The 12,871-nt window shown below is 46.7% G+C and carries 15 protein-coding genes and 2 tRNA genes; 6 read left to right on the forward strand and 11 right to left on the reverse strand.

What is annotated here, in order from left to right:
- Positions 1-87: 87 nt before the first annotated feature.
- Complete coding sequence (gene rcsC / locus AAZR23_RS03420; RefSeq protein WP_434690549.1) at positions 88-2,934, forward strand: two-component system sensor histidine kinase RcsC; 2,847 nt, start codon at positions 88-90, stop codon at positions 2,932-2,934.
- 78 nt (positions 2,935-3,012) lie between these two features.
- On the opposite strand, the gene rcsB is transcribed toward rcsC, so the two are convergent.
- Together rcsB and rcsD are read right to left on the reverse strand one after the other, a co-directional pair.
- Positions 3,013-3,663, reverse strand: a complete 651-nt coding sequence (rcsB, locus tag AAZR23_RS03425) for a response regulator transcription factor RcsB (protein ID WP_046892372.1) — start codon at positions 3,661-3,663, stop codon at positions 3,013-3,015.
- The gene (gene rcsD, locus AAZR23_RS03430; protein ID WP_218428117.1) at positions 3,656-6,370 is read right to left on the reverse strand and encodes a phosphotransferase RcsD; all 2,715 of its coding nucleotides are present in this window, start codon (positions 6,368-6,370) and stop codon (positions 3,656-3,658) included. Before rcsD ends, rcsB begins: the two co-directional genes overlap by 8 nt.
- Positions 6,371-6,577: 207 nt before the next feature.
- On the opposite strand from rcsD, the gene AAZR23_RS03435 reads away from it, so the two are divergent.
- Together AAZR23_RS03435 and AAZR23_RS03440 are read left to right on the forward strand one after the other, a co-directional pair.
- Positions 6,578-6,665: transfer RNA gene (locus tag AAZR23_RS03435), tRNA-Ser, on the forward strand.
- A gap of 5 nt (positions 6,666-6,670) precedes the next feature.
- Positions 6,671-6,746, forward strand: a tRNA-Thr gene (locus AAZR23_RS03440).
- A 26-nt stretch (positions 6,747-6,772) separates the two neighbouring features.
- Here AAZR23_RS03440 and AAZR23_RS03445 read toward each other — a convergent pair.
- The 8 genes from AAZR23_RS03445 to AAZR23_RS03480 form a co-directional block, all read right to left on the reverse strand.
- On the reverse strand, positions 6,773-7,936 hold the full coding sequence (locus AAZR23_RS03445) for a tyrosine-type recombinase/integrase (RefSeq protein WP_434690553.1): 1,164 nt from the start codon (positions 7,934-7,936) through the stop codon (positions 6,773-6,775).
- Between the two features lie 537 nt (positions 7,937-8,473).
- Entirely contained in the window at positions 8,474-8,869 is a 396-nt protein-coding gene (locus tag AAZR23_RS03450) for a single-stranded DNA-binding protein (RefSeq protein WP_036414477.1), read from the reverse strand.
- Entirely contained in the window at positions 8,870-9,484 is a 615-nt protein-coding gene (locus AAZR23_RS03455) for an ERF family protein (protein ID WP_070579734.1), read from the reverse strand.
- 2 nt (positions 9,485-9,486) lie between these two features.
- A complete protein-coding gene (locus tag AAZR23_RS03460) occupies positions 9,487-9,849 on the reverse strand; it encodes a hypothetical protein (protein ID WP_036414479.1) in 363 nt (120 codons plus the stop codon).
- Positions 9,846-10,010 (reverse strand): hypothetical protein, encoded by a 165-nt coding sequence (locus AAZR23_RS03465; protein WP_004236757.1) that lies wholly within the window; start codon positions 10,008-10,010, stop codon positions 9,846-9,848. The genes AAZR23_RS03460 and AAZR23_RS03465 overlap by 4 nt, the downstream gene beginning before the upstream one ends.
- Entirely contained in the window at positions 10,007-10,183 is a 177-nt protein-coding gene (locus AAZR23_RS03470; RefSeq protein WP_004240098.1) for a hypothetical protein, read from the reverse strand. The genes AAZR23_RS03465 and AAZR23_RS03470 overlap by 4 nt, the downstream gene beginning before the upstream one ends.
- A gap of 206 nt (positions 10,184-10,389) precedes the next feature.
- On the reverse strand, positions 10,390-10,743 hold the full coding sequence (locus AAZR23_RS03475) for a hypothetical protein (RefSeq protein ID WP_036414482.1): 354 nt from the start codon (positions 10,741-10,743) through the stop codon (positions 10,390-10,392).
- A complete protein-coding gene (locus AAZR23_RS03480) occupies positions 10,743-10,937 on the reverse strand; it encodes a hypothetical protein (RefSeq protein ID WP_036414483.1) in 195 nt (64 codons plus the stop codon). The genes AAZR23_RS03475 and AAZR23_RS03480 overlap by 1 nt, the downstream gene beginning before the upstream one ends.
- Before the next feature lie 127 nt (positions 10,938-11,064).
- Here AAZR23_RS03480 and AAZR23_RS03485 point away from each other — a divergent pair, with 127 nt between their 5' ends.
- Both AAZR23_RS03485 and AAZR23_RS03490 read left to right on the forward strand, forming a co-directional pair.
- The gene (locus AAZR23_RS03485; protein WP_049240425.1) at positions 11,065-11,346 is read left to right on the forward strand and encodes a hypothetical protein; all 282 of its coding nucleotides are present in this window, start codon (positions 11,065-11,067) and stop codon (positions 11,344-11,346) included.
- A 354-nt stretch (positions 11,347-11,700) separates the two neighbouring features.
- Positions 11,701-11,910: a hypothetical protein gene (locus tag AAZR23_RS03490; RefSeq protein ID WP_004240099.1), complete on the forward strand. Its 210-nt coding sequence runs from the start codon at positions 11,701-11,703 to the stop codon at positions 11,908-11,910.
- Between the two features lie 28 nt (positions 11,911-11,938).
- On the opposite strand, the gene AAZR23_RS03495 is transcribed toward AAZR23_RS03490, so the two are convergent.
- Positions 11,939-12,394: a hypothetical protein gene (locus tag AAZR23_RS03495; protein ID WP_223302380.1), complete on the reverse strand. Its 456-nt coding sequence runs from the start codon at positions 12,392-12,394 to the stop codon at positions 11,939-11,941.
- 249 nt (positions 12,395-12,643) lie between these two features.
- Here AAZR23_RS03495 and AAZR23_RS03500 point away from each other — a divergent pair, with 249 nt between their 5' ends.
- Positions 12,644-12,841, forward strand: coding sequence for a DUF2767 family protein (locus AAZR23_RS03500; protein WP_036414486.1), 198 nt, complete (start codon positions 12,644-12,646; stop codon positions 12,839-12,841).
- The last annotated feature ends 30 nt before the right edge of the window (positions 12,842-12,871 follow it).

A 12,871-nucleotide genomic window follows, 5' to 3' on the forward strand; every position in this document is an offset into this window, starting at 1 on the left:
TTTTGTAAACATCGCACAGTGGTATATCCTAGACATAACAGTCTGAAACCTCATGAATATATCAGATTCATTATTGGCGGAGCCCCCTTGAGATACTTTTCATCTTTCCAGACATCACTGAAAATTTCGCGTTACCTGTTCCGGATCGTCGGTGTGATGTTATGGGGGCTGGGTGCGCTGGTGACGGTATTCTATTTACTGAATATCTATAACGGAATGCGCAATGACATCCGCCAGCAATATTATTCTGATTACGATGCCTTATTAGCCTATTTCCGGCAATCCACCGATATTACCCGCGATATCCGTTATATGAATGAACGGTTTGTCGAAAATAAAGAAGTGCGTCCGGGAGAGCCGGCTGACCGTACCACTGACGGCTTTTTTATTGATTACCGGGCACTGAATACCAAGGGGGACTGCGCGGCTTTCCGTACCGGCAGCGGCCCTTATATTATCGCGTTTAAAGATCTCCTGACCTACTGGCAAAATAACATTGCTGCTCCGACGGGGCTGAATCAGGTTTTTCTGGTCGGCTCGAAAAGTTTATGTATGGTCTCATTTCCGATCCGTAACCTCTCCACCAGCAGCGAAACGCTGCGCAGAATGGTGAATGATTATTCTCAGAACTATTTCCGGCTGAAAAGTCAGGGCAAAGAACGCACGATTTACTGGGCTGCACCCGGCGGCAATCAGGGGATGGCCAGTCTGTTTGTGATGATGCCGCTGTATTATGACGGTCGTTTCCTCGCGCTGATGGGAATCGAACGTAACCTGCAACTGGAAAACTTTAACCGTCTGCGCGACTTTCCGGCCAATATGGTGATTATTAATGAGCAGGACGATGTCGTGCTCTCCTATCCGGAAGAAATTAACACCCAGAAAAATAAAGACCGTTATCTGGTGGACGATAACTATTTCGGTTATGACGACGGATTTACTCAACTGGTCTTCAAACGCAGACTGGCGCCGTCGATGCTGAGTGTGGTGTATACCACGCCGCTGAATTCGATCTATGAAAAACTGAAATTCCAGATCCTCTACGGCGCGATTCTTAACCTGATTTCCGCCATTATTATCGGGCTGTTTACCTGGCTGCTGGAACGGCGGATATTTATGCCGGCGGAGAACAGCGCAATACGTCTGGAAGAGCACGAGCAGTTTAACCATAAAATTGTGGCCTCCGCGCCGGTCGGGATCTGTATCCTGCGCACCCTTGACGGTACAGCGCTGCTGAGTAATGAACTGGCTCATAATTACTGGCGTATGCTTTCATTTGAGGATCGTAACCGCATCGGTCTGCTGATAAAAGATAAACGGCAGGGGATGGAGGATATGGTGACCCGTAACGGCGGGCATCTGCAGGTCAGCTTTGTCCATTCGCGTTACCAGAACGAAGAAGTGGCGATTTGCGTGCTGGTGGATATCAGCGCCCGCGTTCAGCTGGAAAGCTCGTTACAGGATGCGGCACAGGCGGCAGAACAGGCTAACCAGTCGAAATCCATGTTCCTTGCCACGGTCAGTCATGAACTGCGGACCCCTCTGTACGGTATTATCGGTAACCTGGAGCTGTTACAGTCCATGGCGCATTCACAGGATGCACAGCGTCTGCTTGGCACCATGAATAACTCCTCTTCATTATTACTGAAGATTATCAGTGATATTCTCGATTTCTCTAAAATTGAATCCAAACAGCTGAAAATTGAGCCGCGAGAGTTTAACTTCCGCGAACATATTCATTTTGTGGTGGCAAACTACCTGCCGCTGGTGGCGAAAAAACACCTTTCTCTGTACTGCTTTATTGAAAGGGACGTACCGGAACTGGTCTGTAATGATCCGGTGAGGATGCAGCAGGTTATCGCCAACCTGTTTAATAACGCGATTAAATATACTCACGTCGGGATGGTGTGCATTCATGTCTATGTCTGCGGTGAATATCTGCATGTGGATATTCAGGATACCGGCGGTGGTATCAGCGGGGATGAACTGCGGCAATTATTCGATCCGTTCTATCAGATAATCCCGAATACAGACAGTCCGTCACAAGGGACCGGGCTGGGCCTGCCTATTTGTGAAAAACTGATCTCTCTGATGGACGGCGATATGATGGTCGAATCGCAGAAAGAGGTCGGCAGTCTGTTCGGGATACGTTTCCCGTGCTATACCGCGTATACGCCCGGTTCTCATACGGATATAGTACCGCTGACAGTGCCGCTGGTCTTTGAATTCCGTAACGGGGTTCTGGCGGATTACATGCGGCGTTACTGGCAGGATATTGCTCCGGTACCGGTTTCGCTGTCAGAATGCAGTGATATTTCCGGTGCGGTGGTGATAACGGATGTGGTGACCCCGGCGATGAAACAGGCACGGCTGCTGATTGAGCTGGATGCCGGTTATACCGATAAACCGGTGCCGCAGGGCGGTAATCGCTGGCGGCATAATACCCATCAGCTTGACGGGTTGTCTGATTTTGTTTCGGACTGCCTGAATAACCGTCGTCAGGAAGCGGATGAGCTGCCGCCGCCGTTGCTGCCGGATAACCAGCAGGCACAGCATGTGCGGATACTGATTGTGGATGACCACCCGATTAACCGTCACCTGTTGTCTGACCAGCTGCATCTGTTCGGCTTCCATACGGCAACCGCAGATGACGGGCTGGATGCGCTTAATTTCCTCGAAACTCATGAAGTGGATATTATTCTGTCGGATGTCAACATGCCGAATATGAACGGCTATGACCTGACTCGCACGCTGAGGGAGAAGGGTATGACACTGCCGGTTATCGGGATCACAGCTAACGCCATGGCGGAGGAGCGGGAGCGCTGCCTGGTTTCCGGTATGAATGATTGCCTCTCCAAACCGGTATCTATGCAGGCGCTGAGAACCATGATGCAGCGCTACATCCCGCAGGTTACTCCCCCCGGGCCGGAATGAGAATCACAGACAGCCGGATAAAAAAACGCCATTCATCTGAATGGCGTTTTTGCATCGGTACGGTAATACGCTTCCGGATTACTCGTCTCTGTGACTGTCGATAGTTACAGAGGAAAGATAATTCAGCAGCGCGATATCGTTATCCACACCCAGTTTCAGCATAGCCGATTTTTTCTGGCTGCTGATGGTTTTGATACTGCGGTTCAGTTTCCGCGCAATCTCAGTAACCAGATGCCCTTCAGCAAACAGACGCAGGACTTCACTCTCTTTCGGAGAAAGACGTTTATCACCGTATCCGTTGGCATTCACTTTTTCCAGCAGCTTGGAAACACTGTCAGGAGTGAATTTTTTCCCTTTCTGTAAAGAAGCCAGTGCTTTCGGCAAATCAGCCGGTGCACCCTGCTTCAGTACGATCCCTTCGATATCCAGCTCCAGTACAGCGCTGAGGATCGCCGGATTATTGTTCATCGTCAGCACAATAATCGCCAGGTCAGGATAATGGCGTTTGATATACTTAATCAGTGTAATACCATCACCGTACTTATCTCCCGGCATGGAGAGGTCAGTGATCAAAACATCCGCATCCAGGCGTGCTAAGCTGTTGATAAGAGAAGTAGAGTCTTCAAATTCACCAACAACATTAACCGTTTCCAGTTGTTCCAGAGACTTCTTTATCCCGAACAGAACAATAGGATGATCATCGGCGATAATAACATTCAGGTTATTCATACTCTTGGTTACCTTGCTGCAGCAATTCAGTGACAATGGCATCAATTTCCCGGATACCTTCATCCACCTTTATTTTGTTTTTGTCAGCGATATAGCGTTCTATATCTTCACAGCGTGATTTCAGATAATCAAAGTCGAGCACAGCAAAGACCCCTTTGACCCGATGTACTGTCAGCGCCAGTGGCTGCAATTCACTTAATTCTGCTTCCGTGTACATCTTACTTATATCAGGAGGTACTGTGGTGGCAAACAAATCTTTATACGTACTTTGCGCCAGCTGATTTTTATATAATGCAACAACTTCCCTGACGGAAAGCGCTGCTGTATTAATACCCGGATTCCCGGGTAAGAATCTATCATCAAACTCATCCGAAGTTAAGCTTTGTTCGATAAGCAGCGTAATAGCATTCAGAATTTCATCATTGAAATTATAATTACACTCCACAAGGGAAGGTGTAATCATTCGGTGTTCAATAATGTCATTTCGTAAAAAGAGTATTGGCTTTCTCGCTTTCTTATCAAAGTCAGTTATCAGGATGTCATATTCATCTTGCAATAATGCGCGATTTTTATCAAATAAAATTCCGCTGTTTTCAATTATAATTGTGTTAATTATTTCCCGAATGCTCGGGTTAATGATATTTATCTTAAACAGCGTATCTTCCAGCACCCCTGACGGTTCACCAATCATCTCCGTGGCAGGCAGCGGCAGCTCGACAGTATAGTGGGTGCCGATATCCGGTTTGCTGTCTATTTTCAGCTCACCTTTCAGCTTCTTACATAATAAATCACACAAATAGAATGCCAGACCGGAATTAGGACGACCTGCGGTATCCGCAACCGGATACATAAACGGATCATGCAGATTAGTGAGATCCGATTGCGGTAAACCGGAGCCGCTGGCGATTATTTCTAACTTGATATTATTATGTTCATCTTTAAATATATTCTTAAGACGAATAACCAATTTTCCGTATTTTAAATTACTGACAGCATAATTCAGCAGTAATAAAAAGATTTTACTGATAATAGGGCCATCACCAATATAATTCAGCTGCTTGTTAATCGCGTTATGAAAATAAAGCGGAATACCTTTGTCATTTATCTGATGTGAAAATTGTTTAACAATATCCTCAGCCATCTGTGATAACAGGAATTCATCATTGGTTGGTTTCCAGTCATCTGTTTCCAGATCAGCCAGCAAAATAATATTTTCGATCCACTCACTGAGGTAACCGGACTCCGTCACGACTCTCTCTGCCAGACGGCTGCCGGCCGGGTCGGTGATATACGGAACCAGCGTATGCAGGTCATTACCGAGTTTTTTGACCGGGACGACCAGCTCCGAACGGATATTCGATAATACAGACTGACGGGCCTTGATACTTTTCTTATATTCACGGTCAGATAATTGCAGGCGGCGGGCGGTCAGTGCTTCCTGATCCACATCACGGAACAGAATCAGATACGTATCATTCATATTACGGACCGGATTTATACTGACTTCATACACCACATTATCAATAGTTGTCTGGATGCGACCCTGGTGTTCCCGTGCCATATCGCGGGTTTTGTTCAGGTCGCTGAGATTCAGTAACTGGCTGGCGATCGTATTGCTGACCAGTCGTTTATTGGCAGAAAAATCATAAATCGCCAGCCCGACAGGCACCTGTGCCACAATTTCATTGGTTATCGCCTCACTGTTTCTGGCCTGACGGACTAATGCATTGAGCGGGGAGATGAATCGCTTGCGGATATAAATAAGTCCGCCCACCGAGAGCATACTGAACAGGAAAACAGAAATTAACAGCCAGATATTGGCGGCCAGCATCTCTTCGGCCAGTGACAGCAGCGAGAGCTGGTAAACCACCTGATACGGCATTTCACGCAGGCGGTAACTGAGTTTCAGTGACAGGCCGTTAATACTGATTTGCACCGCATTCTGGCGGTTACTGAGGTTATGAGAGGCGGCCGGAATCAGAGACAGGTTGGACAAATCCAGATTATCAGGCACCAGGTTATTCACCGGCAAATCAAATGCCACCACGCTGGTCAGCTGACCGGGATTATTAAACATTGCGCGGTAGGTATAGTAATACGTGGATTCTGACGGCATCTTGGTAAAGGAGGAGAGTGTCTCCCGTTCATCCAGTGCGGTGGAATCCGCCAGCATTTCCGCCCGTTTTTCATCGGCGCCCAGCGTCAGCGGGCTTTCACGGTAGCGCAGTTCCGGACGCAGGGCTGAATGGGATGTGACCAGCAGCAGACTGTTATCCAGACCATTAAGGTAATACATGGAGTTAAACTGATTTTCGCCGCCCCACAGAATCGTCAGATAATCAGAAAAGCGCCGCGCGATGGCGTAGGTATCATCATTAGTCTGACCGAACAGAATGGCATCCACAACCGGCACCCGGCTGTCAATCCAGTAAATATCATTGAGGATCTTGTGCGGGGGGACGAGCTCCGGACGTTTCTCGGTATCCGCGGTATTGGCGAGCCTGAACAGCTCAGCGGACTGATAACGGTACGTTTCAACCTGATGTTCTATCCGGTTGCTGAAACTGTATAATGCGCCTTTTTTGCTTCCCAGCCAGGCATCGTAATAGTTATATCCGTATAAAAAGAGAGATAAGACTAATAACGAAACAAATGATGCATAAAAGCCGGGTATCGCATAAGGCTTGGAATGTGACTGTCTGTACATATGTTCCGTTGTGACCTTATTGTAAGTACTTGACTGTAAATTCACCGGGAAGTAATTCTATCATACTAATTCCCGCCACAATAACAGCAGTATTCAGCCTTCAGACCTGTCCGGTGCGTGAATGTTGAGCAGACAAACAAAAAAATCGGATTTTTTTGCTCACAGGGGTAGACAGGTTCCTCATTTTTCAGCATAATCGCGCCCCATGGAAGGATGGCCGAGTGGCTTAAGGCAGCGGTCTTGAAAACCGCCGACGGGAGACCGTCCTAGAGTTCGAATCTCTATCCTTCCGCCAAATTAGCCGGCTTAGCTCAGTTGGTAGAGCAACTGACTTGTAATCAGTAGGTCACCAGTTCGACTCCGGTAGCCGGCACCATATTAAACCCGTTAACTCTCAACCAGTTAGCGGGTTTTTCTTTTGTGCTCACCAACCACACTCAGGGTCGGGTGGGACATATTTGGGACATCCTCACCAAAAACAGCATCGATTTGCTGCGCATGCTGGCTCAGATGACCCGGTGCCAGGTGAGCATACCGGCGTACCATTTCTATTGATTCCCATCCCCCCATTTCCTGCAATACGGACAGCGGTACTCCTGCCTGAATTAACCAGCTCGCCCATGTGTGGCGAAGGTCGTGAAAACGGAAGTTTTCTATCCCGGCACGTTTAAGTGCAGTCCTGAACGCAGTATTACCGTCAACGCGCATTTTTCTGACAACCGGAGTCATTGAGCCGTCAGATCTGTTTTTTGCCTTCGTATGCACAAAAACATACTTTGTGTGATTGCCTATCTGCTCACGCAGGACGCGGCACGCAGTGTCGTTAAGAGCAACACCCAATGCTTTCCCTGATTTGGTCTGATCCGGGGGAATCCACGCTACTTTTCTCGGCATATCTATTTGTGACCATTCCAGGTTAATAATATTGGAGCGCCGCAGGCCGGTAGCCAGAGCAAATGTCACAACAGATTTAAGAGGTTCACTGCATTCATCGATCAGGCGTTTCGCTTCCCGTGGCTCGAGCCATCGGACCCGGTTATTCTTCGGTTTTGGCACCCGGATATTCGGGGCTTTATCGAGATACTTCCAGTCGCGTTCAGCGGCGCGGAGCAGTGACTTGATGAAAGCCAGGTAAGCAGATTTGGTTGCTACAGAAACCGGCTCTGATTTTTTACTGACTGCGCGCCGCTTCCTGCCGGAAATATGCTTTTCCCAATTTTCTTTCAGCTTCTGATTTTTCAGCTTACTGACAGCATCATAGATTTTAATCTCATCAATATCTGCCAGGTGCATCCCTTCAAAGTGATCGAGCCAAAACAGTATTTTGGTTTTATCATCATCAAGAGATTTTTTGCCTGATTTTTCCTCGAGCCACCGCGTACAGGCAACCTCAAAAGTAACCTTCGGAGTTTCACCCAGTGAGCTTACGCGCCACAGCTCGGCCTTTCGTTTATCATGCAACTCCTGCGCTTGTTTTTTGTCCGTTGTACCAAGCGACTCCTTAATTCTTTTACCATTGTGCGAGTAACTGGCGTACCATATCTCGCCCCTCCGGAAGATTGACATATCCTTTCCTCTTCCGCACTAATCACGCTTTCCGGCGTATTGTGCATTTTGTAGTTGATGGCTGCAATGCAATTTGCACGGGTAAACTGCCACGGCGATTTGGGCTTAAGCGGATCTTTTCTCGAGCCGGACAGCCTGCCGGAATCAATCCATTTTTTCAGGGTAGGGTAAGATATTCCCATGAAGGCACAGGCTTCACGGCTATCCATCGGGTAGGCGTCTACCGTCGGCCAATATAAAGTTAGGACTCTGCCTCTGGTTAAAGTGGGTTTAGTTGCAACCCCCATACTTCATTCTCCTGCTGTATCGTACGCACGTAATACCCGGGCACTTTCCTCTCAGGAAAGCACGGGTGATTAAGTGGTTTGAATTTCGGTGTGTATTTGTCGAGTATTGCGGTGTGTTGTTCGTCTGATGTGTGCTGCATTAATTCCGTCAGGCAATCCCTTGCTATTCGGCTGTGTCCGTTCTCTGCTTTCTGTGGTGTTATAACTTAACGCTTTTGTCTACCTGCTCATCCCTGCATTACGCTTCATCCTAAAACGGAACATCATAGTCAAAATCCATCGGTGGCTCATTCCGTGCTGGAGCTTGCTGCGTCTGCGGCTTCTGGCTTCCTGCCTGATTGTTGCTGAAATCCAACTGGTTCACGATAATCACCGGCGCTGATCGTTTATTGCCATCCTGACCTGTCCATTCCTCCATGATGAACTCGCCAGTAACCGTCACCTTCATTCCTTTTTTCAGGTGTTCTGGCAATTTCTCAGCTTTCGCGCCGAACATTTTACAGGTAACCCACGATGTCTTTTCGTGCTCGCCATATCCCTGTTTCACCGGTAGGCTGAACGATGCAACGGCTTTCCCTGCCGGAGTCCATCGTTGCTCACAATCCTTTCCGAGATTGCCGCTGACTGTAATTACGTTAATTGCCATTTATGCCGCCTGCTTAAGTTCGTTGATCCTGATGCCGGTGAGTCGTTTACACTCATCCTGCTTGTCGCTGCCGTTCAGCATTCGCCATACTTTCCGGTATTCAGCCTCAATCGTCTTTGTGTCACTTGTGACATTAAGAAATTCGGTATAGTCACCCAAAATCTGCTCTGGATTACGTGGAACAACATCGTGAACCTCTGCGTCAGCATCAATCGCAGTTTCTTCGGTGGGAATACAAAATGCCTGGAAAGCTGCGTATTTATAGGCGATAGACATTGCTTTGTTGGTTGCCTTGTCCCCGCTATCCATAGCTTCGCCAAAGGTGGTCACTGTGTGTTTGCTGCCGTCTTCCGTGGCAATGAAATCAAACTCAGCCTTCACCACGACATAAAATAAGGTGCCGCCTTTTTGTGTCTGTCGCTCCGTGACAGAACGCTCCATAATGCGAGGAAGGATAATCAGGCCATGCTTAACCAGCGCTGGGGCAAGGGCGTTGTATACAGCGTCGATACCCCTGAACATAAACCCCTGTTGTGAATTCCTGCTCCCTTTTTTGATGCCTGTCTCAGCCAATTCCTTGGCTACGGCACTTATTGCCTTATAGACTTCAGACATGATTAATCTCCCAATCTCTGGCCGGGGCGTGATTCCGTACGCCCGCCGCCGTAATAATCGACACCACCGACACCGGTAGTTTTTCCATGTTTAGTTTTCCATTCTCTCCACACCTTAGCTTCAGCTGCTTTCCGTGCTGCTTTGATATGCTCAGGTAGTGGAGGGTAGCGAAGGGCGGTGATGCGGCAGATGTTGTGAAGTGTCTCGGCAATCCGTTGCTCTGACAGTGATGGTTCCCCGGTTGGCTTTCCCCGCCGTTGCAAATCCATTTGCTCAATTGCTGATTTCAGGGCGCGTTGATAATTTTCATCATACGTCCCGCCGGAGCCTGAACGTTTCCCTATGCGGCGTGGATATTCCATCATGTGAATTCTCCGCTTAAAAATTCTGCCGGTACCCGTCCGTTTGGCAATCCGACACTTTCACGAAACCAGTAATCATCCTTTTCTTTCTGCTCTCGTTTTCTGCGCTGTTCGGCAATCCGTTGCCGTTCTACCTGAGCATCCTGTATTGTGTATGTGTTCATGCCGGTAGCCTCATTCTGCATTGATGGAGAATGCGGCTTGTTTTAGCGTTCTCCCTGCGCCAACGCCACTCCGACACAATCTGCTCAATCTGCTTTTCATCCATGTCAGCCTGATTGAACAACTCAATAACCTGTTCCTTGGTGTGTTTTTGTTTTGCGGTCATCAGCGACATATCTTTCTCCCGTAAGCTCTCATCTGTAATTGGTTGGCCAGATCCCAAATACGGGACTTTCCGGTGGATATCGCTACCCTTGCCGCACATCGGGCAAGGCGTAAAAATGGCATAGAGATGCACGCCACGTCAGAACCGCACGCAGCGCGACAAGGTTTAGTTTTCATGTTGTTTACCTGCTGATATCCCGAGGTGGGATAGGGGGATTACTTCTGTGTGAAAGAGATCAGGGCGGAACGGTGGGCTTCTGCCGCTTCTCTGGTTAGGTGAATGCGCCCTTGTTTAAGTAGATTTTCATCGTCTTCATCATCGCACCAGCGTTGATAATCAATACCATCGAGACCCACAACACAGTAACCCGTTCCGTACTCCAGTGACTCCTGCACCGGTTCTGGAACCTGATATCCATTAATGTCGATATAGCGCGGCTTCATGCGGTATTCTATTTCAGGTAGAAATACAAACTCGGCGATAGGGGACTGCCATTTACCGCCAATCAAGCGCTGAAATTGTGAATACCACTCTTTATCCGTCTTCGCTATCTCTGCGGCCTTAGCCATCAGGTCTGCATGTGGGTGCCCTGACATTGTTTTTTTTCCTTTATCTCAGTTAATTGCGAGTCTTGAATATCGACTTTGCCAACCAGTACACCGAACAGACACATGTGTTCTGTACAGTCAGCCTCATCCTCGGCCTCGATATCCTTTTCCCATGGCTTTCCGTTCCATTTACACGTTACTTTAAACATCGGCATGTTACTTCCTCCTATACACTTCCCTGTGCTACGTGATGTCCGAATAGTTATCCCAGCATTGAGAGAAAAGTTAAAATTTCAGTAAAATCATATGTTAATTTATGCTAGAATATTATTCGGATGTTCAATGGATTATGGAGAAATAATGAGTGAGCTAATAAAAAAAGTAATTTTTCGATTCATAAAAGCTCCCAAAGTAATAAAAAATTTCGATGATGAAGAACGCGCATTACTGATATATTTTCTTAATGGAAAATACAAAAAAAGGAAAATCAGAATTTATAAAAAAGCAGCAAAGCGTTTGATTGATAAAGATGTTTTGGAAGTTGTTGAATCCAGCGTCCGCCCCGGAGTTAATCTAATTAAGATATCAGACTGTTACTATTCTATTCTGAAGCAGAAAATATAAATTTCAGATTACTGACTGGGTGCTCGTCTCCTGGGCTGTCAGACGCCAAGACACTCGATATATTTCAGGTAATCAAAAATGCTTTTATCTGTTGGCTCTATGTTCTCATTGTTGCACTCTTTGCAGCAGCTTCCGGCATACGCCTCTGCCTGAGCAACATGTGATGAGCTCAATTCAGTCGATGCAGTACTTATTGCTACACGTCATATCCATCTCCTGTTTTATTTAACCTAACATCCACCGTAAATGTGATGGGGTGAAGTGTCTGCTTTTAACCATATCAGATGAGGTGCCGTGTGTTACAGATAGAAATCCGTTAAGATGCTTTTAACCCTATAAAATGAGATAAATAAGATGAATAATGAAGTGATTGCAAAGCGTCTGGACGCGCAGCATATTTTGCTGAAATCAATTTTTGACGCGCTGACTACCGAGCAAAAATCCGAAATTGAGAAAAATATTAAAAGTTTGAGTCAGGCAGCAAGGTACCCGCACATTCTGGAGTCATTTGATGAGCCAGAAGATGCAGAGAAAGCAGCACTGGACTTGCTCTACCTTAAGTAATACTTGGTCAGCCCATTCATAGGATGGGCTATGCTCTGGCCGTGATGCCAAATTCTGTTTTTGGTTTTGAATTATATCGCTTAGTTGAATACAGGGCAGTAGTGTTTAAGCAGCAGTTATCCGGTGAATCGTAAATCGGTGTACTGCATGCTGATGTGGCTTTTTCTACTCGGCTCATTGGGCTTTTGTCCGGTTCAGTTCTGAATATTTCCTCCAACTTCATTTTTACATTTTTGGTGGCAATCGCTTCAGCCTTTCTCCTGGCGTGACGCCTGTTTGCTGAGTTGCCACGTAAAAATTCAGGCTTGCGTGATTTTTTCACTATGATTATTGCCATATTTCCTCCAAACAGTCGGCTTTGGTGATTGGTACAATCATGCTTTGCTTCAATCCCGAAACCTTCTGAGAAGGTTGACGCTTTATCAGCGTCACCGTTCTGACAGCCAATGCACAGCTCGCTATCATCGTTTTTAAAGAGCGCCAACGTGCTGTGTTCCGTTGATGGATATGATAATATGCATTTGACGCAAATGCGTCAAGCGCATATTTAGGCTTGGGTAATGTTAGATAAGATTTAATATATTTATATTGTTGATTTTATTAATGATTTATCTTTTTTAAAATCGTCAAAATCTGGCGTAGATCACATGAGGTGGAACAAAAAATATACAATTATTTTCTGTCCAAGCGCTGCTGTGGATGTTATTGTTGAATAAATATACAGAGGTGATGAATGAGTGACGAACGAGAACTGATTTACAGTGAAGTATGCAGAGTAACAGGCAGAGCGGCTATTATGTTACTGGATTCACGGCAGATGATAACGAAAGGAAATATCAGGCAATTGCTGTACTCCCATAAAGAACAAGAAATAGACAGATTTATGAATGAGGTTTATGAGGTTGCTATCGACCTGATGAGCGATAACTGATATAAAAAAGCCCTCGCGGGGAGGGCTGGG

The sequence above is a fragment of the Morganella sp. Je.2.23 genome (genome assembly GCF_051129855.1).
In the GTDB taxonomy this organism is placed as follows: Bacteria; Pseudomonadota; Gammaproteobacteria; order Enterobacterales; family Enterobacteriaceae; genus Morganella; species Morganella sibonii.